This window comes from Sphingomonas sp. G-3-2-10, from assembly GCF_012927115.1.
In the GTDB taxonomy this organism is placed as follows: domain Bacteria; phylum Pseudomonadota; class Alphaproteobacteria; order Sphingomonadales; family Sphingomonadaceae; genus Sphingomonas.
Genome location: NZ_JABBFY010000001.1, coordinates 2,957,006 through 2,976,730, shown reverse-complemented (window position 1 = coordinate 2,976,730; position 19,725 = coordinate 2,957,006). Strand labels below are relative to the sequence as shown.

The following is a 19,725-nucleotide window of genomic DNA, read 5'->3' as shown; positions in this document are numbered from 1 at the left end:
GGCAAAGGCAAACAGTGACGGCGATCCTTCGACAGGTTGAAACTTTGTGGACCAGCGGGATGCTTGGCCAGCTGATCCGCTTCGGGATCGCGGGCGTCATCTCCACGCTGATCTATTCGGCGGTGTATCTGCCGCTCGCCTACTACGTCCTGCCGGGCAAATGGGCGGTGGCCGCGGTGCCGCCGGCGTTCCTCGTCGCCGCGACCGCCGGTTTCTTCATGCACAGCTTCTGGAGCTTCAAGGGGCACGGCACGCGCGATTCGAGCGGGCGCCAGCACGCCAAATTCTTCCTCGTCCAGGGATCCGGGCTGCTGCTCAACGCCTTCTTCACCTGGATCATCACCGGGCCCTATCACGGCCCCCAATGGTTGCCGCTGATCCCGATCGTGCTGGTGACTCCCCTCGCGACCTTCGCGCTCAACCGCAAATGGGTATTCGGATAAGATGGACCGCGTCGTTTATGACCGCATGGCTGCGCACGACACCACCCACTGGTGGTACCGCGCGCGCCGCGAGATCCTGTCGGACTATCTCTCGCGCTACGCCGCGCTGCCCCGCGATGCGAAGATCCTCGAGATCGGCTGCGGCACCGGCCACAATCTCCCGATGCTCGCCAGCTTCGGCGATGTCGACGCGATCGAGATCGACGAGACGGCGCGCGGCTTCGCCAGCGAACGGCTGGGCAAGCCGGTCGGCTCGTCGCCCTTGCCCGAACTGACCGGCGTCGAGCCGGGCAGCTACGATCTGGTCGCGGTGCTCGACGTGGTCGAGCATGTCGAGGACGATGTCGCCGCGCTCAAGGCGATGGCGAAGGCGCTCAAGCCCGGCGGCAAGATCCTGATCACCGTCCCCGCGCACCAGTGGATGTGGAGCGCGCACGACGTGGTGAACCACCACAAGCGCCGCTATTCGAAGGGCACGCTCCAGGCCGCGCTCGATGCCGCCGACCTCAAGTCGAAGAAGCTGCGCTGGTTCAACTCGCTGCTCTTCCCCGCAGCGGTCGCCGCGCGGCTGGCGGGCAAGCTCACCGGCAAGGACGACAGCGACGATTCGCCGCCGCCCAAGGCACTGAACGCGGTGTTCGAGAAGATTTTCGGGCTCGAACGCCATTTGCTCGGCCGCGTGCCGATGACGCCGGGCCTTTCGATCATCGTGCTGGCGTCGCCCAAGGGCTGAGCGCGCTTCTTGGCCCTCTCCCATCTTCATGGGAGAGGATAGGTTGGCTTAAGCCTTCGTCCGGGGCGTACGGCGGCGCGGCGAGGCGGGCAAAGGCGGGATCGGCGCCGTGGCGGGCTCGCTCGCTTCCAGCTCCTGACGCGGCGTGACCGGCGAAACGCTGACTTCGCCCGAATCCTCGAAACGATAGCCCAGCGACGCATGGCCCTTCACCGGCCCGGCGACATCGGCGACCAGATAGAGCGGCCGCCGCTTCGATTCGACGTACAGCCGGCCGAGATATTCGCCGATCATCCCCAGCACGAACATCTGCACCGCGCCGAGCACCAGCACGACCAGCATCAGCGAGGTCCAGCCTGGCTGGATCGCGCGGCCGGTCAGCCAGGCGAAGGCGACGTACAGTACCAGCAGGCCCGCCGCGCCGGTCAGCGCGAGGCCGGCATGGCTGGCGAAACGCAGCGGCGCGGTGGAGAAGCCGGTCACCGCGTCCAGCGCGAAGCGGATCATCTTGCTCAGCGGATATTTGCTCTCGCCGGCATGGCGCTCCTGCCGGTCGTAGAGGAACGGCACCTGCTTGAAGCCGACCCACGCGACCATCCCGCGGATGAAGCGCGCCTGTTCGGGCAGCGACAGGAATGCGTCGAGCGCACGCCGGCTCATCAGGCGGAAATCGCCGGTGTCGAGCGGGATCGGCGTGTCGGTCACGCGATCGAGCACGCGGTAGAAGGCGGCGGCGGTCGCCAGCTTGAAGACGCTCTCGCCATCGCGCTTGCGCCGCACCGCGAACACCACGTCGGCGCCTTCGGCCTTCATCGTGTCGCGCATGTCGTTCAGCAGTTCGGGCGGGTCCTGCAGATCGGCGTCGATGACGAGGATCTCCTCGCCCGCGCACAGGTCGAGTCCGGCGGTCAGCGCGAGCTGATGGCCGTGGTTGCGCGACAGGTTGATCGCGACGAGATGCGGATCGGCGGCCGACAGCCGCTGCATCACCTGCCAGCTCTTGTCGCACGATCCGTCGTTGATCAGGACGATCTCGTAATCCTCGCCCACCGCCGAGCGCGCCGCGTCCGAGACGCGCGCGTGCAGCATCTCGAGGCACGCCTCTTCATTGTAGCAGGGGATGACGACGGAGAGTTTGGGCCGGTTCATGACTGGGGCGTTAGCGCGATTCGTGAAGCTAGTCATCGGGGGATTCGCGGGCGTGTCACGCCGCGCTTACCTTCGATTAAACCTGATCCGCTACCCTGCCGCCCGCGCGAGTCAGGAACTGAGTATGCAGAGTAAACCAGCAGCATCGGACGGCTCGGTACTGCGTAAAGGCATGTTCGCGCTCGCGATCTTCCTTGCGGTCATGACCGGATGGATCTTCGGCCAGAATTCCGAACGCAACCGCTTCATCGCTGAAGCCGCGGCTTCGCCGCTGCCGACCGCGCCCGTGCCGGCTTCGTCGCGGGGGTGCTCGATCTGGTTCATCGGCAGCTCGTCGATCGCCAACTGGCGCACCATGCCGGAGGATATGGCGCCGTGGGAAGCGCGCAACCGCGGGATCGGCGGCGCGACGATGAAGGAGATCACCCAGCGCTTCAAGAACGAGCCGGACAGCGTGAAGCCCGCCGCGATCGTGTTCTACGCTGGCGAGAACGACATTGCGTTCGGCGGGACCACCGATCATGCGATGGACGATCTGAAGGCCTTCATCGCCGCCAAGCGCGCTCGTTACGGCCGGTTGATGATGGTCATCGTGTCGCTCAAGCCTTCGCCGACGCGGTGGGACGAGCGGCCGTTGCAGATCGAATTCAACCGGCGGGCCCTGGCCCTCGCCGCCGATCAGCCCGATCTCGCCTTTCTCGACATCGCCTCGTCGCTGCTCGTCGATGGCCGCCCCGGCCCCTATTATCGCGACGACGGCATCCATCTGAACGCGGACGGCTATCGCCTCTGGGCACGCGCGATCGATGGCGCCTTGCCGCGTATCTTGCCCGAGGCAGCTAGGCGCTGCGCCGTACCCGTCAAGCAGGGCTGAGCCCTTGGCCGAGCGGCATATCGTCGGCCTCGATGCGTGGCGCGCGGGGCTGCTGACCGGAGGCTTGCTCTTTCACGGCACGATGCTGCACGGGGAGCATCTGGCGTTCGACCTGATCGAAATGGTGTCGACCGCGTTCCGCATGGCGGCATTCTTCGCCATCGCCGGGTTCCTTGCCGAACGATCGCTGCGCAACCGACGGCCGGTGGACTGGATCGCGAACCGCTCGTTGCGGATCGGCATCCCCGCGATCTTCGGCGTCGCCGTGATCTCGCCGCTGATCTGGGTGATGCTCGCCTTCAATCTGCCCGCCGATCGCCTGGCGGCCGAGCTGCCGTTCCAGTGGCACCATCTCTGGTTCCTCTACGCGCTGCTGCTCTATCAGGTCGTCGCCTATCTGCTGGCCGAACGGGTCGCGCCGCGCCGCATCGCGCGCGTCATCGCGGTCGTCCGCAATCTGGGGCAGGCGTCGGTGGTGGTCGCGCTCTCGGTGCTGTCGCTGACCGTGATGATCCTGATTTCCTGGCTCGTGCTGAGGTTCGCGCCGCCGGTCTATCAACGGATGCTAATGGATATGCGGCTGATCCTTGGCTATCTGCCGCTCTACCTGTTCGGCATGGCGCTTGCCGCGTCGCCAGCTCTGCGCGGGCGCCTGCTGTCCGATGTGCGGCTGCCGGCGATCGTGCTCGCACTCAGTGCCTGCGCCTATCTCGTCTGGCGGTTCGCCTATGCGCCGTACTCGGACGACGTCGAGGGCGCGGAAATCCAGATCCGGTTCGTCGTCGCCGCCTTGTGTCCGCCGGCTGCGGTTATCCTCGTGATCCGTTCTGCGCTGCGCATCCGCACCGCGTCGCCGCTGACGCGCCGGCTCTGCGACGCGTCCTTCACCATCTATGTCGTGCACTTTCCCCTGTTGTTCGCGACGAACCTGCTCGCCGCGCGCTATCAATGGCCAGTGCTGATCGAATATGCGGCGGCCATTCTGGTGGTGGGCACCGTTTCCTACATCTTCCATGTCGCGGTGGTGCGGCGGTCGCCGCCGCTCGCATTGCTGCTGAACGGTCAGCTTCCGGCCACATGGTCCAGCCGCAAGCCCTCAGGCACGCAGCCGCTTGAGCTGTAGGGGCTTTACGCCCAGCTTCTCGCGCGTTCCTCCACCAGCCGCTCGAGGATCGTCAGCGGCACCGCGCCGGCGCGGATCACTTCATGGAACTGCTTCAGGTCGAACTTGCCGCCCGCGATCCGCTGCGCCTTCTCGCGCGCGCGCACCCAGCTGATATGGCCGATCTTGTAGCTGCACGCCTGACCCGGCGCGGTGCAGTAGCGCTCGACTTCGCGCTGTGAGCGCGGCCGGGCAAAGCCCACGGTCCTGACCATGTAATCGGTCGCCTGCTCGCGGCTCCAGCGCTTGGTGTGGATGCCGGTGTCGATCACCAGCCGCGCCGCGCGGAACAGGAAGGACTGGAGATAGCCCGCCCGCTCCAGCGGGCTCTGATATGCGCCCAATTCGTCCGCCACCTGCTCGGCATAGAGCGCCCAGCCTTCGCTGTACGCGCCGAAGAAGGTCGTCTTGCGGATCAGCGGCCCCTCGGCTTCCTGGCTGGTCGAGATCTGCAAATGATGCCCCGGATGCCCCTCATGATAGGTCAGCGAGGGCAGGGTATATTTGGGCCAGTCGCCCACGCTCTTCAGGTTGATGAAGTAGATCGCCGGGCGCGAGCCATCCAGTGCTGCGCGGCGGTAATAGCCGTTCGACGCCCCGTCCTGGATCTCGACCGGCACCGCGCGAATCTCCAGCGGCGCCTTGGTCACGTTGAGGAACGCCTTGGGCAACAGCCCGGTCACCCGCTCCAGATCGCGGTTCAGGCTGGCGATCAACTCGACCCGCCCTTCGGCGGTATCGGGATAGACCTGTTCGGGCTTCACGTTCAGCGCGGTCAGCCGCTCGGCCACCGACCCCTGCGTCATCCCCTGAGCCTTCAGGATCGAATCGAGCTCGGCGGTGATGCTCGCCACTTGCTCCAGCCCCATCTCATGGACCTCGGCGGCAGTGAATTTGGTCGTGGTCGATGATTCCAGCGCGGCGGCATAGATCGCTTCGCCTTGCGGTATGTCCCACACGCCAGCACTCGTCCGCCCCTTGGCGCGCAGCTTCTGGATCAGCGCATATTGCCGGTCGAGCGCGGGATAGACTTTCTCCGCCACGATCTTGGTCGCTCGTGCTTCCCAGTCGCCCGGAATGTCCTTGGTCCGCCGCACCAGCGACCGGGTCAGCCCGCTGTCGCCCGCCGCCGGCTTGCGCAGCGCTTCCATCTGCCCCAGCGTCAGCTCGAGGCAGAAACCGGGCGCCACCACCCCGCCCGCCGCATCGGCTTCCTGCTCGTGCGTCTCCTGATCGAGCACCGTCGCGAACGCCGACAGCCGGTCGAGATAGGCTTCGGCATCCTCGGCATTGGTCACGGTATGCGCCGAATTGAGGAAGTCGGGCGTCGAGAAATAGGCCCCGCCCTGCTGGAAGATGGTGAAGGGGCGCACCGCCGAATCGAGCCCGAACTTCTCCGGCGCCACGGTCCGCCCGTTCAGCGAATAGAGCACGACTTCGCGGTCCAGCTTCGACTGCGCCGACAGTCCCGCGGGATCGATCGCCTCGATCGCCCCAATCGCCCAGCGCGTCCGCTCGAGGTTGCGCTTGCGCGCGGCGGCGGTGCGGTCCGACAGCTTATGCTTCAGCCCGGCATCCGCGCCCTTGTCGAGCCCCAGCTGGGTCGCCGCTTCGGGCGAAGCTAGGATGCCCGCGCGAAAGGCGGCGTCGAACGCGGCGTTGAGCTTCGCATCGTCGCCCGAAGCCGCGGCGCGCGCGGCGTAGGGCGCGAGCGAAAGCGCGGCGGCGGCGCTGCCGGTATGCAGAAAGGAACGGCGGTCCATAGAGATGCCCCTCGTCATGGCTTGGATGGGGCGAGCCTAACGGCTGGTCCGGGGGGCACAAGCCGATGTGACGAAACGGTGCCGGGGGGCGTCGATCCGGGCGGGCTCAGACCCGCTCGGCCGAACTCACCGCGTCCGCCGCGCGCAGGCCGGCGAGCAGCTTCATCAGATGCGGCAGGTTGCGCACCTCGACGTCGATCGTGTTGGTGTGGAAGGTCGTGTCGCGATTATCCATGCGCAGCCCGAGGATGTTCGCCTTGTGCTGCCCGATCAGCGTCGCGACGGTGCCCAGCGCTCCCGGCTCGTTCTTCAGCGTCACGTTGATCCGCGCGACCCCGCCCTCGGCCTTGTCGCCCCAGGTCAGGTCCACCCAATCCTCGTCCTCGCCCTGCGACAGGTCCGAACAGGTGATCGCATGCACTTCGATCGGCTGGCCCGGCCGCCGCACGCCGACGATGCGGTCGCCCGGCACAGGGCGGCAGCCTTCGGAAAGCGTGAACGCCACGCCCGGCGTCAGTCCCTTGATGTCGATCGCATGGAGCTGGGGCGGGTGCTCCTCATGCTCCAGCCCCTCGGCGGAGCCCGGCATGATCGCTTCCATCACCTGCGCATCGGTCAGCTTGCGCCGCGCGATCGCTTCCATCAGCGAGGCTTCGTCGGCCAGCTTGAGTCGCTTGAGCGCGTCCTTCAGCGCCGAAGCGCCGGCGCGAGTGGGCAGGCGCTGGAGGATTTCCTCGTACAGCTTGCGCCCCAGCGCCACCGTCTCCTCGCGCTCCTTGTGGCGGATATGGCGGCGGATCGCCGCACGGGCCTTTCCGGTGATCGCGAAGTTCAGCCAGTTGGCCTGGGGCTGCTGCGCCTTGGAGCGCAGGATCACGACCTGATCGCCCTGCTCGATTTCGGTGCGCAGCGGCACGACGCGGCCATTGACCTTCGCGCCCACCGCCTGATCGCCGATGTTCGAATGGACCGCATAGGCGAAGTCGATCGGTGTCGCGCCCTTGGGCAGCTGGATCAGCTCGCCTTGCGGAGTGAAGGCGAAGATCCGGTCCTGATACATCGCCATCCGGGTATGCTCGAGCAGCTCTTCCGGGCTTTCGGCATGTTCGAGGATTTCGATCAGGTCGCGGACCCAGCTCACCTGCGTGTCGGGGCGGACGCTGTCCTGCTTGTACGCCCAGTGCGCGGCGAGACCGAATTCGGCGCGCGCGTGCATGTCGCGGGTGCGGATCTGGATTTCGACGCGCAGGTCGCCGGCATGAATGATGCTGGTGTGAAGCGACCGGTATCCGTTGCGCTTCGGTGTCGAGATATAGTCCTTGAACCGTCCCGGAACCATCGGCCAGCGGCGATGGATGATCCCCAGCGCGCGATAGCATTCCTCCTCGGTCTCGACGATCGCGCGGAACGCCATGATGTCGCTCAATTGCTCGAGCGACACGTGCCGCTCCGACATCTTCTTCCAGATCGAGAAGGGGTGCTTCTCGCGCCCGGTCAGCTCGGCTTCGACGCCGCCGCGCGAAAGGAGCAGCTTCAGGCCCGACGCGATCTTTGCGATCCGGTCCTCGCCCTCGATCTTGAAACTGTCGAGCCGCCGGGTGATCGATTCATAGGCTTCGGGTTCGAGTTCGCGGAAGGCGAGCGTCTGCATCTCCTTCATGAACTCGTACATGCCGATCCGCTCGGCGAGCGGGGCATAGATATCCATCGTCTCGCGGGCGATGCGGCGGCGCTTCTCCTCGCTCTTGATGAAGTGCAGCGTCCGCATGTTGTGCAGCCGGTCTGCCAGCTTCACCAGCAGCACGCGCACATCGTCCGACATCGCCAGCAGGAACTTGCGCAGATTCTCCGCCGCGCGCTCATTCTCGCTCTGCGCTTCGATCTTGGAGAGCTTGGTGACGCCGTCCACCATCCGCGCGACATTGTCGCCGAACAGCCGCTGGATTTCCTCGGGGGTGGCGACGGTGTCCTCGACGGTATCGTGCAGGATCGCAGTCGCGATCGTCTCGTCGTCGAGGTGCAGGTCGGTCAGGATGCCGGCCACTTCGATCGGATGGCTGAAATAGGGGTCGCCGCTTGCGCGCTTCTGGGTGCCGTGGGCGTTGACCGAGAAGACATAGGCGCGGTTGAGCAGGGCTTCATCCGCCTCGGGATCGTAGCTCAGGACCCGATCGACCAGTTCATATTGACGCAGCACAATCGCTAGATGGAGCGCCTAAGTGTTGCTTTGCAATAAATTCATGGGATTTTCTGCCGGCGTGGCCCGGAGGACACGCTTTCGGCCCCGCGCGCCGGATGGCGCGGGGAGCCGAAATCGCATCAGATCACTTGGCGCGGGCGTTGCACTTTTCCAGCGCTTCGGCGTCGAACGCCTGGCCCTTGACGGTGAACGACGACAGCTGGCCGACTTCACGAGCGACCAGTTCGCACATGATCGCGTCGCGCGAGGTCGCCTTGGCGGCGACGCAAGTGCCTTCGCCGCAGCGCCACACGGTGCTGCGCGTCACGATGCTGTTCTTGGCGGGCGCGCTCACGGCGACGGCGGTGTAATAGCCGTTCGTGGTCTGCGCGATGCCGGCCGCGGGGGTGAGCGCCAGCGTTGCCGCGGCAGCTGCCGCGACGGCGAGAAAACGGGTCATGATTGCCTCCTGGGGTACGTCCGACTTGCAACTAGGTTGCGAATCACTACCTAATTGACATAAGGGTAAGTTGCAAGCAGAAACTGTTGTTGCGGCGCAATAAGTTATGCCGTTTCGCCCGCGGGCTTTATGGGTTAGGGTGATAGATCATGGGTGCGAACGGACTGAGAGAAGATCTGGCTGCCTTGTGCAGCCTTCCCGCCGCATTGGAGGCGATGGGGGAGCGCTGGTCGTTCCTGATCCTTCGCGGCTCGTTCAACGGGCTCCACCATTTCGAGGAATTCCAGTCCGAGCTGGGGATCGCCCGCAACATCCTGGCGAACCGTCTCGCGCGCCTCGTCGGCCACGGCATCCTCGAACGCACGCCCGATCCCAGCGATCGCCGCAAGATCGAATACCGTCTGACCGACAAGGGCTTTGCGCTGCTGCCGACGATGATCGCGCTGCGCCAATGGGGCGAACGCTGGGAGACGGGCATGCCCGCCAGCCCGATCCTGGTCGATGCCCGTGATCGCCGGCCGATCGCGCAGGTCGCGGTTCACGCGCATGACGGCCGCGTGCTGACCAAGGGCGATCTGCTCTGGTCGCTGCCCGAAGACGTGGTGTGGGAAGAGGACGCGAAGGCGGCCGAATAAGCCGTCAGTTCCGGCCCAGCTTCTCCAGCCGCTCGCGAACGCTCTGCGGAATCGGCGCCGATTTGCGCGCTTCCAGATCGACATGGACGCTGATGATTTCGATGCTGGTGTGCAGCTCGCCGGTCTTGGCGCTGCGCAGTTCGACCAGATGGGTCAGGCTGGAATTGCCGACGCGCTCGACCCATGCGGTGCCGTCCACCGTGTCACCCAGCCGGAAGGGCTTTTTGTAGTCGATCGTCGCGCGGACGATGTTGAACTCGGCGTCCAGCCAGTCCGGCCCGATCTCGCTCAGGTCGGCCCAGCGCCAGAATTCGCTCAGCACCACATCGGCATATTCGAGGTAGCGCGAGTTGAAGACGATCTTCTGACCATCGATCTCGGCATAGCGGACGCGGAACTGGGTGGAGAAAGCGCTCATGGGCAGACTTTTTGTTTGGGTTCAGCTCTACTGAACTGAGCGGCACCGGCCCGCTCCCCCACCCGGCCACCCATAGAATATACTTCCGTTGGGTGGCCTGGTGGGGGGAGCGGGCCGGTGCGGAACCCGGTATCAGCCGCGCGCTCCTAACGCGGCTAGGCGGCTTCCGCCAGTTCCACGCGGTTCCGCCCATGTGCCTTGGCGGCATAGAGGGCGCGGTCGGCCGCCTGATAGGCTTCCGAAATATTGCCCTCCAGTGCGACCAGCCCGACGCTGACCGTCACGAAGATCGGCCCGTCCATGCCCATCGCCAGCGGCTGCGCGGCAACTGCCGCACGCAGGCGCGCGCAGGCAGTTTGCGCCTGAAGCACGGTCATGCCGTTGAACACCACGGCGAATTCCTCACCGCCGATCCGCCCCACCGCGTCGTCGCCGCGCAGGCTGTCGTGCAGTAGATCGGCGAAGGCGAGCAGCACCGCGTCGCCGGTCGGATGGCCGTGGCGGTCGTTGACCTGCTTGAAATGGTCGAGGTCGAACAAGGCGAGCGCGGCGGGCGCGTCGCTTGCCGCCGCCTGATCGATCCGGCGGCGGATCGCGCCGCGGTTGAGCAGGCCGGTCAGCGGATCGGTGGTCGCCTGACGATAGAGTTCGGCTTCGCGCGCCTTGCGCACGCCCACCGCGCGGATCACGCTCACCGCGCTCGTCACCACGCCGTCTTCCTCGGCCACCGCGCGCATGTTCGATTCGAACCAGCTGATCTCGCCATTGGCCTTGAGCACGCGATACTCGACCGAGAAGCTTTCGTCCGGCCGGGCGAGCGCGGCGTAATGGACTTCGCGAACCCGCTCGCGATCCTCCTCGACGATCAGCGACAATGCGCTGCGGCCGACCAGGCTGCGGGGCTCGAAGAAGCCGAGTTCGCGCGTCGCCGCGCTGGCGAAGCGGATCGTGCCGTCGGGGTCGAGCGTCAGCATCGCGTCGGTCGCATTGTCGGCCAGCAGGCGATAGCGCGCCTCGCTCTCGCGCAGCGCCCGGAACAGCGATGCGCGTTCGGACAGGATCGCCGCGACCGGCAGCGCGATCAGGAACTGGACCGCGAGGAACAGCTGGAAGAACTGGAGTTGCGCCGCCTCGCTGACATGCACCAGCATGATCGGTCCCGCGCCGCGCAACGTCATATAGCCGCCGATCACCGCAACGATCGCGACGCTGCTCGCCGCGCCGAGGCGGTGGAGACGCATTGTCGCGATCAGCACGGGGAGGCTGATCAGGAACAGCAGGGGCAGGGTATTCTGGCTGAAGGTGCCGAAGGTGACGGCGGCGACCAGCAGCATCAGCCCGGCGGCTTCGAGGATATGGACGCGGCTGGCGAATTTCTCGACCATCCGGCCTGGCTGGAGCACCAGCAGCGCGATCGGCGTCGCGATCAAACTGCCCAGGCCGTGGCCGATCACCCAATCGACCCAGATGCCGCCAAAGCTGTGATTCACGATCATGCTGGTGAAGGCGGCCGCTGCGATGCCGCTCAGCGCCGGCGCGATTGCCCCTGCGGCCAGCACGAACAGTGCGACCGATCGCGCGCTCGCCAAGGGCGGATCGAACACGTTCCAGCGGCGCAGCAGGGCCGCGGCGATTACCGCTTCGGCCATGTTGGCCACGACGAAGAGAAAGGCGACGCTCGCCAGTGGCGAGACGATCAGGCTTGCTGCCATGCTGCCGATCGCGGCGGCGAGGACCGGGCCGCGCCAATGCACCGGACGAAGCATTGAAAGCGCCACCAGCAGCGGCGCATTGGCCACCCATAGCAGCGCCACGCCGCCGCTCAGCCGGGTGAGCGAGATGGCGAGCGCCGCAAGCAGGCCGTAACCGGCTCCCAGCGCAAGCAGGAACGGCAGGCGGTATTCACGCGACATCGACATGCCGGCAGCATTGATCTGATACAGCTAAAAGCGGGTTATTCGTTGCTTACGGGCAATCCCTTAGAAGCAACGGTCCGGCGCATTTTTTGGGGTGCGCCGGACCGGAATCGCGTGAATCAGCCGGTCTTGGCGGGCGTATTCACTCCCATCGACTGGAGATACTTCTTCACGTTCCGCGCCGCCTGCCGCAGGCGCTGCTCGTTCTCGACCATCGCGATGCGGACGAAGCCTTCGCCATTCTCGCCGTAACCGACGCCCGGCGCGACCGCGACCTTGGCATGGGTCAGCAGCTGCTTGGTGAACTCCAGGCTGCCGAGATGCGCCAGCGCTGGAGGCAGCGGTGCCCAGGCGAACATCGACGCGCTGGGCGAAGGGATTTCCCACCCGGCGCGGCCGAAGCTCTCGACCAGCACGTCGCGGCGCTTGTGATAGAGGACACGGTTCTTCTCGACGATGTCCTGCGGCCCGTTCAGCGCGGCGCAGGCGGCGGCCTGAATCGGCGTGAACGCGCCATAGTCGAGATACGACTTCACTCGCGTCATCGCTGCGATCAGCTGCTTGTTGCCCACCGCGAAGCCGATGCGCCACCCGGCCATCGAATAGGTCTTGCTGAGCGAGGTGAACTCGACCGCAACGTCCTTCGCGCCCTTCACCTGCAGGATCGAAACGGTCGGCTTGCCGTCATAATAAAGCTCGGAATAGGCAAGGTCCGAGATGATCCAGACCTTGTTCTCCTTCGCCCACGCCACCAGCCGCTCGTAGAAGGCGAGGTCCACCGTTTCCGCGGTCGGATTCGACGGATAGTTGACCACGAGGATGCTCGGCCGTGGCACGGTGAACGCGATCGCGCGCTCGAGGCTCTCGAAATAGGCTTCGTCGGGCGTGGTCGGCACGGCGCGGATCGTCGCACCGGCCAGAATGAAGCCGAAGGTGTGGATCGGATAGCTCGGGTTCGGCGCCAGCACGACGTCGCCCGGTGCAGTGATCGCGGTGGCGAGGCTGGCCAGCCCCTCCTTCGATCCCATCGTAACCACGACTTCGGTTTCGGGATCCACCTCGACGCCGAAGCGGCGGCCATAATAATTGGCCTGCGCCTTGCGGAGTCCGGGAATGCCCTTTGACGCCGAATAGCCATGCGCGTCGGGCTTGCTCGCCACTTCGCAGAGCTTTTCGATGACGTGCGGCGGCGGCGGCAGGTCGGGATTGCCCATGCCGAGATCGATGATGTCCTCTCCCGCCGCTCGCGCCGCTGCCCGCATCGCGTTTACTTCGGCGATGACATAGGGGGGCAGACGCTTGATGCGGTAGAAGTCTTCGGACATTTCCTCGGTCTTTCGGGTTGGATGGCGACACGTCCTTGTGCCGTGCCGGTTCCCTAGATCATTCGCGCGCGGACGGGAATGACGAACCGGCATGCGGGCGCTAGAGTGGCTGCAGAAGAGGATCGCCGATGCCCGAGACGACCGAGCCCCCCAAACTGGAAGACCTGCAGCACTGGACCTGGGTGCTCGGCCGGGCGCAGCAGATGATGCTGGAAAACGGGCTAGACGCGATGAAAGGCGCGCCTGCCGTCTCCGCCATGTTCGATCCGGCGAAAGCGCTTCAGGCGACCACCGATTTCTGGTCGGATTCGATGGCGCTGTGGCAGCGCTTCCTCGATCCCGAGCATAGCAAGCCGTTCGAGGAAACCCCCGAACAGGCCCGCGACAAGCGCTTCAAGGCGAAGCAGTGGCGCGAGGAGCCGGTGTTCGATTTCCTCCGCCAGAGCTATTTCATGATCGCCGATCACCTGCTGCGCGGTGTCGAGGGAATCGAGGGCGTCGACGATCGCCAGAAAGAGCAGATTCGCTTCGCCACAAAGGGGTTCATCGACGCGGTCAGCCCGTCCAACTTCCCCGCGACCAACCCCGAAGTGATCGAGAAGGTGATCGAGACCAAGGGCGAGAGCCTGTTGAAGGGTCTCCAGCACATGATGGCCGATCTTTCGAAGGGCCAGATGACTCAGGTCGATCCCGACGCATTCGAGGTCGGCCGCAACCTCGCCACGACCCCTGGCAAGGTGATCCACCGCACCCCACTGTACGAGCTGATCCAGTATGCGCCGGTCACCGATAGCGTCCACGCGACGCCGCTGATCATCTTCCCGCCCTGGATCAACCGCTTCTACATCCTCGACCTCACGCCCGAGAAAAGCTTCATCCGCTGGGCGGTCGAACAGGGGCTGACGGTGTTCGTCGTCTCGTGGAAATCGGCCGACGCCAGCATGAAGCATGTCCGCTGGGACGATTATATCGAGCGCGGCCAGATCGACGCGATCGACACGGTCCGCGATCTGCTCAAGGTCGATAGCGTCCATACCATCGGCTATTGCGTCGCCGGCACCACTTTGGCCGCGACGCTGGCCGTGCTCGCGGCGCGCGGCGAAGCGGCGAAGGTGAAGAGCGCGACCTTCTTCACTGCGCAGGTCGATTTCAGCCAGGCCGGCGAGCTCACCCATTTCATCACCGACGAACAGCTCGAGATGATCCGCAGTCTGGGCGGCGAGGGTTTTCTCGACGGGCGCTACATGGCGATGACCTTCAACCTGCTGCGCGGCCGCGACCTGATCTGGAGCTATGTCACCAACAATTATCTGATGGGCAATGATTATGCCCCGTTCGATCTGCTCCACTGGAATTCGGACGTCACCAATCTGCCCGCCGAATGGCACATGAGCTATCTCACCGACCTGTACCGCGACAACAAGCTGGCTCAGCCCGGCGCGATCACGATCGGCGGCACGCCGGTCAATCTCTCCGCGGTGACCACGCCGGTCTATATCCAGGCCGGCCGTGAGGATCATATCGCTCCGCCCGAGAGCGTGTGGAAGGTCACCCATCACTTCAAGGGGCCGCTCAAGTTCGTGCTTGCGGGCTCGGGCCATATAGCCGGCGTGGTGAACCCGCCCTCGGCCGGAAAATATCAATACTGGACCAATGACGGGAACGCCGGGACGCTCGCCGAGTTCGTTGCAGGCGCAAAGGAGACCAAGGGCAGCTGGTGGCCGGACTGGATCGAATGGATCGCCGGCGTCGATGATGCGAAGGTCCCTGCCAAGGGTGCTCGCGTGCCGGGCAAGGGCAAGCTGAAGCCGCTCGGCGATGCCCCGGGGGACTACGTACGGGCGCGGTAAAGAGCTGATTTCACTTCGAATTACGGCTATGCTGCACTGCACAATAATGCTCTTGCATTGTGCGGCGCACAATCATATATGCGGCATTGCAGCAACAACTCTTTTCGAGGTGAAGCCAGATGGCAAGCAAGGGTCCCAAGGGCACGGGTAAGCCCGCAGCTCCGAAGGCGCCGGTTCGCCCCAAGGTGGAATCGAAGCCGAAGGTTGCTGCCGTCGCGGTTGAAAAGAAGCCCGTGCCGGTCGCCGTCGAGGCCCCAATGGTCCCGTTCGTGTCGCCCGAGCCGGTCGCAGCCGTCGAAGCAGCGCCGCAGGTAGTGGAAGTATTGGCCGAAGCGCCCGTCGTGACGGTGGAAGCCGTCGTCGAGGCAGCCGAGGCCGCAGTAGAAGCAGTTCAGCCCGAGGCTCCGGCCCCGGCAATCGAGACCGTCACCGAGGCCGTCGAAACCGTCGTTCCGGCCGCACTGAAGGAAGACAAGATCATGGAAACCATCGAAACCAACGTCGCCAAGGCGCAGGCTTTCTTCGCTGACTTCAACGACCGCACCAAGGCTGCCGTCGAGAAGTCGACCAAGCTGGCCGAGGAAGCCAACGAGTTCGCCAAGGGCAATCTCGAAGCCGTCGTCGAATCGGGCAAGATCACTGCCGCGGGCCTGCAGTCGTTCGGCCAGGACGCCGCCGACTACAGCCGCAAGTCGTTCGAAGCCGCGACCGCCGCGCTGAAGAGCATGTCGGCCGTCAAGTCGCCGACCGAGCTGTTCAAGCTGCAGAGCGACTTCTTCCGCACCTCGTTCGACTCGTATGTCGCCGAAGCGTCGAAGACCACCGAAGCGCTGATCAAGCTGGCCGGCGACGCCGCCCAGCCGCTGTCGAGCCGCGTCGCGCTGGCCGCCGAAAAGGCGAAGCTGGCCGCGTAAGCGACTTCAGTACCGCGTAAGGAAGGGCGTCCGCGAAAGCGGGCGCCCTTTTTGCGTTCGGGGCGAGGGCTGCGAGCGTGTCGAATGCGCTGACGGCTTTTCGCGCCGATTGCGGTCGTTCGGCGTGGTTTTGCCGATCCCGAAAGCGGGCGCTGAAAACGCGGCGGACACGAAACTTGTGCACGGCGGGTGCATCGCGCATTCCTTTCGGATGAAGGAGAAGCGAAGGGTCGGCAGCGAGCGCTCCGCAACACGCGCGACGATACTCGATGCGACACAGGCCGTGATGGTCGAGGAGGGCTATGCCGCGGTGAGCACCCGGCGCGTCGCCGATCGCGCGGGGATCAAGCCCGCGTTGGTGCAATATTATTTCCCGACGATGGATGACCTCCTCCTCGCTGTTTACCGGCGCGCCGCCGAGCGCTCCACGCAGCAGCAAAGGGAAGCAATGGCGTCCGGCGACCCGCTCCGCACGCTATGGACGCAATCCACGGATCCGGATGTCAGTGTTCTTGCGGTCGAATTCATGGCGCTGGCCAATCACCGCAAGGTCATCAGGCTGGAGATTGCGCAGCACATCGAGCTGACGCGCACGTTGCTGGCGGAGGCGTTCGCGCAATTGCTTCCGGAAGCCGGCATCGATCCCGCCCTATATCCACCTGCCGCCGTCTCGCTGCTGATCGAAGGCGCTGCGCGAGCGCTGATCATGGAACAGGGTCTGGGCGTCAGCATCGGCCATGATCAGATGCGCCTGCTCGTCGAGCGCTGGCTGCACAGAATCGGCTCGCCTCCCGGCGCGGTTTGACTCGCACGCACGATGCTATACAACTGTATGGCATTCGCTCCCTGAATGGGGCGGGAGTCAGGAGCAGGATGATGGCTACACGGACGCAGCTTCGGAAGGTCGAGCTGAGCGCGCGTATCGGGACCGAGGTGCGGATCGACGCGGATGCGTTGCTTTCCGGCGAGCATGGCGCGGAAATCCGGTCGCTGCTTGAAGATCGCCGCGTCGTGCTGTTCCGCGAGCTCAATCTGACCGACGAACAACAGTCTGCCTTCACGCAAACGCTGGGCGCGATGGCGCAGGGCATCTTCAAGATCAGCATGGATCCCAATGAGAATCCGCTGTTCGCCTACACCAAGGGCGCCTTCTTCTGGCACATCGACGGCACCATGTCCGACGTGCCGATCTTCGCGTCGATCATGAGCTGCCGCCGCCGGTCGCCCGTCGGCGGACAGACTGAGTTCGCCAACACCTATGCCGCATTCGACGATCTGCCCCCTTCGGAACAGGCCGCGCTCGAGAAGCTGCGCGTCGTCCATATGTTCGAGACTTCGCAGCGCTATGTGAATCCCGAACCGGCCTATGCCGATCTGCAGGACTGGCAGCGTTTCGCACCCGCGGTGCTGCCGCTGGTGTGGAAGCACCGGTCGGGCCGCAAATCGCTCGTGCTGGGCTCTACCGCGTCGCATGTCGAGGGAATGGACCTGCGTGAGGGCTGGGCCTTGCTGACCCGGCTGCGCGAACACGCCACGCAGCCGCAATTCGTTTACAGCCACGAATGGACCGTCGGCGACCTTGTCATGTGGGACAACACCGGCACGATGCATCGCGTGCTCGCTTATCCGCATGACAGCGGCAGGCTGATGCATCGCACGACTCTCCAGGGCGACGAGCCCTTCGCATGAACGCCGCACCGGTCGCTGTCGTCACCGGCGCAAGCCGCGGCGCAGGGAGGGGCATCGCTATCGCACTCGGCTCGCATGGCTGCACCGTGTACGTGACCGGCAGGTCCGAGAAGGCAGGCGACGCGGCATTGCCCGGCACGATCCATGAGACCGCAGCTGCGGTGACCGCGGCTGGCGGCAGGGGTATGGCGGTGCGCGTCGATCATGGCGACGACGCCGAGGTCGAAAGACTGTTCGACCGTGTATCGAAAACGGAGCGGCGGCTGGACATTCTGGTCAACAATGCCTGCGCATTGCGCGACGAGCTGACCCAGCCGGGCCATTTCTGGGAGAAACCGCTGGCGCTGGCGGACATGCTCGATGTCGGCCTGCGCAGCTCCTATGTCGCAAGCTATCATGCGGCGCCGTTGATGATCGAGCGGCCCGGCGGGCTGATGGTCTTCACCTCGGCTTCGGGTGCGGTCCATTATGTGTTCGGTCCAGCCTATGGCGCACACAAGGCCGGAATGGACAAGTTCGCCGCCGACATGGCGGTGGATCTGCGGGAGTTCGGCGTCGCTGCCCTTTCGATCTGGATGGGCGCGCTGCGGACCGCCCGGCTTGAGGCGCTGATCGCGTCGGAGCCCGCGAAATATGGGTATCTGGAGAATCGGACCGAGACGTCCGAGTTCACCGGCCATGTCATCTGGGCGCTGTTCAACGATCCCGATGTGATGGCGCGCAGCGGCGAAACCGTGATCGGCGCCGAGATGGCGAAACATTACGGCATTGCCGATGCGGGCGGACGGCAGCCCGCCTCCTATCGCGACACGCACAAGGTAGAGCCCCGCGTGCAGTACCCGATCATCATCCGCTAGCGAGAGGCAGTATGACCCAGGCTGACGCGATCACCCAGCTCCAGCGCGATGTGCGCTACCTGAATGACAGGCTGCAGATTCAGGACGTGATTGCCAGTCAGGCACGCGGCCACGATCGGCTCGACGCCGACATCATCACCGCAGCCTATCATCCGGACGGCGTTGACGAACATGGCTACGCCATCAATGCGGGGCCGGCCTATGCCGAATGGGCAAACCGCGTGCATGCGCAGGGCTCGTTGCTTCATCTCCACAACATCACCACGCATCTGTGCGAGATCGACGGCGATATCGCCCATTGCGAAAGCTATGTGCTTGTCGGCCTGCTCAACAATGACGGCAAGACCGCGCGACTGATCAACGGTCGATATGTGGACCGGCTGGAGCGGCGCGACGGGGTGTGGAAAATCGCGCTGCGGCGCGCGACGGTCGATCTGCTGCTGGCGGGCGATGCTTCGATCCTCCAGTCGCCGCTGTTCGTCGAGCAAGGGTACACCAGGGGTACCCGTGACAAGGAAGACATTTCATACAGCCGTCCGCTTACGCAGGAAGCTCCGGTGAGCCGCTGGTGACACAAGCTGCCGACGGCCGGTCAGTGACCGGCGGGCAGGTACGGCGACTCTCGCTTTCGAACAGTTTCCAAACTCCGCTCTTGCGGCTTCGCTTCCGGATACCTCCCGATCCGCTCGCCGATTCCCCCCACCCCACCCCCAAATCATGGTTCACGCCGCGCCTCGGGGTTGCCTCTCCGGGGTGGGCATCATATTTTCACTTCCGTGACATCACCCCTTCAGATCCGAATGGCCGAAGACGGCGACGATAACGACCGGCGGGGCGACGATCCGTCGGTCGGGATCGCCACGCGTACGCGCACGCGCACCAAGAAGCCGACGCCCTATCGCGTGCTGATGCTCAACGACGATTACACGCCGATGGAATTCGTCGTGCTCGTCCTCCAGCGCTTTTTCCGCATGACGATGGAGGAAGCGACGCAGGTGATGCTCCATGTGCATCAGCGCGGCGTCGGCGTGTGCGGGGTCTTCAGCTACGAAGTCGCCGAGACCAAGGTCACGCAGGTGATGGACTTCGCCCGTGAGAACCAGCACCCGCTTCAATGCACGCTCGAAAAGGCGTGACGCTTACAGGCTGACCGGTCCCGGACTGCTCTCCCTCCGTCCCCTTGCAATGTTGGATCTCGCCTGCTTGGCTCGGCGCGCCGGGAAGCCTGGCGCGCGCTCTTTGACATCGCGAATCCCCGAGACCGGCAATGCGATAGCCGCGTCCGCGAACCCCGCGCGATAGTGTCAACTTCGTGTCAATTTCCGCTTCGCGCGACCGGCGAAGCCCGCCGCGCCTGC

19 protein-coding genes are annotated in these 19,725 nt (G+C 65.0%); 12 read left to right on the top strand and 7 right to left on the bottom strand.

The annotated features are described in order from the left end of the window. The first annotated feature begins 14 nt into the window (after positions 1 to 14). A complete protein-coding gene (locus tag HHL13_RS14965; protein WP_346775565.1) occupies positions 15 to 443 on the top strand; it encodes a GtrA family protein in 429 nt (142 codons plus the stop codon). A gap of 1 nt (position 444) precedes the next feature. Next, positions 445 to 1,176, top strand: a complete 732-nt coding sequence (locus HHL13_RS14960) for a methyltransferase domain-containing protein (protein ID WP_169556415.1) — start codon at positions 445 to 447, stop codon at positions 1,174 to 1,176. 48 nt (positions 1,177 to 1,224) lie between these two features. Here HHL13_RS14960 and HHL13_RS14955 read toward each other — a convergent pair whose 3' ends face one another. Continuing rightward, complete coding sequence (locus HHL13_RS14955; protein WP_169556414.1) at positions 1,225 to 2,325, bottom strand: glycosyltransferase family 2 protein; 1,101 nt, start codon at positions 2,323 to 2,325, stop codon at positions 1,225 to 1,227. A 124-nt stretch (positions 2,326 to 2,449) separates the two neighbouring features. Here HHL13_RS14955 and HHL13_RS14950 point away from each other — a divergent pair, with 124 nt between their 5' ends. Both HHL13_RS14950 and HHL13_RS14945 read left to right on the top strand, forming a co-directional pair. Then, positions 2,450 to 3,199 (top strand): GDSL-type esterase/lipase family protein, encoded by a 750-nt coding sequence (locus HHL13_RS14950; protein ID WP_169556413.1) that lies wholly within the window; start codon positions 2,450 to 2,452, stop codon positions 3,197 to 3,199. A 4-nt stretch (positions 3,200 to 3,203) separates the two neighbouring features. Next, positions 3,204 to 4,322 (top strand): acyltransferase family protein, encoded by a 1,119-nt coding sequence (locus HHL13_RS14945; RefSeq protein WP_169556412.1) that lies wholly within the window; start codon positions 3,204 to 3,206, stop codon positions 4,320 to 4,322. Positions 4,323 to 4,327: 5 nt separating this feature from the next. On the opposite strand, the gene HHL13_RS14940 is transcribed toward HHL13_RS14945, so the two are convergent. From HHL13_RS14940 to HHL13_RS14930, 3 genes are all read right to left on the bottom strand, one after another. Then, complete coding sequence (locus tag HHL13_RS14940) at positions 4,328 to 6,124, bottom strand: DUF885 family protein (protein ID WP_169556411.1); 1,797 nt, start codon at positions 6,122 to 6,124, stop codon at positions 4,328 to 4,330. 106 nt (positions 6,125 to 6,230) lie between these two features. Further along, positions 6,231 to 8,321, bottom strand: a complete 2,091-nt coding sequence (locus HHL13_RS14935; protein ID WP_169556410.1) for a bifunctional (p)ppGpp synthetase/guanosine-3',5'-bis(diphosphate) 3'-pyrophosphohydrolase — start codon at positions 8,319 to 8,321, stop codon at positions 6,231 to 6,233. 127 nt (positions 8,322 to 8,448) lie between these two features. Beyond that, entirely contained in the window at positions 8,449 to 8,763 is a 315-nt protein-coding gene (locus tag HHL13_RS14930) for a hypothetical protein (RefSeq protein WP_169556409.1), read from the bottom strand. 149 nt (positions 8,764 to 8,912) lie between these two features. On the opposite strand from HHL13_RS14930, the gene HHL13_RS14925 reads away from it, so the two are divergent. Continuing rightward, positions 8,913 to 9,398: a helix-turn-helix domain-containing protein gene (locus HHL13_RS14925; protein WP_169556408.1), complete on the top strand. Its 486-nt coding sequence runs from the start codon at positions 8,913 to 8,915 to the stop codon at positions 9,396 to 9,398. 4 nt (positions 9,399 to 9,402) lie between these two features. Here HHL13_RS14925 and HHL13_RS14920 read toward each other — a convergent pair whose 3' ends face one another. From HHL13_RS14920 to HHL13_RS14910, 3 genes are all read right to left on the bottom strand, one after another. Then, a complete protein-coding gene (locus HHL13_RS14920; RefSeq protein ID WP_169556407.1) occupies positions 9,403 to 9,816 on the bottom strand; it encodes a thioesterase family protein in 414 nt (137 codons plus the stop codon). Positions 9,817 to 9,971: 155 nt separating this feature from the next. After that, positions 9,972 to 11,729 carry a sensor domain-containing diguanylate cyclase gene (locus HHL13_RS14915; protein WP_169556406.1) on the bottom strand — a complete coding sequence of 586 codons (1,758 nt, stop codon included), beginning with the start codon at positions 11,727 to 11,729 and terminating at the stop codon, positions 9,972 to 9,974. A gap of 122 nt (positions 11,730 to 11,851) precedes the next feature. Then, on the bottom strand, positions 11,852 to 13,057 hold the full coding sequence (locus tag HHL13_RS14910; protein WP_169556405.1) for an LL-diaminopimelate aminotransferase: 1,206 nt from the start codon (positions 13,055 to 13,057) through the stop codon (positions 11,852 to 11,854). Positions 13,058 to 13,185: 128 nt separating this feature from the next. Here HHL13_RS14910 and phaC point away from each other — a divergent pair, with 128 nt between their 5' ends. From phaC to clpS, 7 genes are all read left to right on the top strand, one after another. After that, complete coding sequence (gene phaC, locus HHL13_RS14905; RefSeq protein ID WP_169556404.1) at positions 13,186 to 14,907, top strand: class I poly(R)-hydroxyalkanoic acid synthase; 1,722 nt, start codon at positions 13,186 to 13,188, stop codon at positions 14,905 to 14,907. Between the two features lie 119 nt (positions 14,908 to 15,026). After that, entirely contained in the window at positions 15,027 to 15,821 is a 795-nt protein-coding gene (gene phaP, locus HHL13_RS14900; RefSeq protein ID WP_169556403.1) for a phasin family protein, read from the top strand. A gap of 124 nt (positions 15,822 to 15,945) precedes the next feature. Then, positions 15,946 to 16,626, top strand: a complete 681-nt coding sequence (locus tag HHL13_RS14895) for a TetR/AcrR family transcriptional regulator (RefSeq protein ID WP_346775564.1) — start codon at positions 15,946 to 15,948, stop codon at positions 16,624 to 16,626. 71 nt (positions 16,627 to 16,697) lie between these two features. After that, positions 16,698 to 17,510, top strand: coding sequence for a TauD/TfdA family dioxygenase (locus HHL13_RS14890; protein ID WP_240953715.1), 813 nt, complete (start codon positions 16,698 to 16,700; stop codon positions 17,508 to 17,510). Further along, positions 17,507 to 18,367, top strand: a complete 861-nt coding sequence (locus HHL13_RS14885; RefSeq protein ID WP_169556401.1) for an SDR family NAD(P)-dependent oxidoreductase — start codon at positions 17,507 to 17,509, stop codon at positions 18,365 to 18,367. The genes HHL13_RS14890 and HHL13_RS14885 overlap by 4 nt, the downstream gene beginning before the upstream one ends. A gap of 11 nt (positions 18,368 to 18,378) precedes the next feature. Further along, positions 18,379 to 18,939, top strand: a complete 561-nt coding sequence (locus HHL13_RS14880; protein WP_169556400.1) for a nuclear transport factor 2 family protein — start codon at positions 18,379 to 18,381, stop codon at positions 18,937 to 18,939. 228 nt (positions 18,940 to 19,167) lie between these two features. Continuing rightward, complete coding sequence (gene clpS / locus HHL13_RS14875) at positions 19,168 to 19,503, top strand: ATP-dependent Clp protease adapter ClpS (protein ID WP_169556399.1); 336 nt, start codon at positions 19,168 to 19,170, stop codon at positions 19,501 to 19,503. The last annotated feature ends 222 nt before the right edge of the window (positions 19,504 to 19,725 follow it).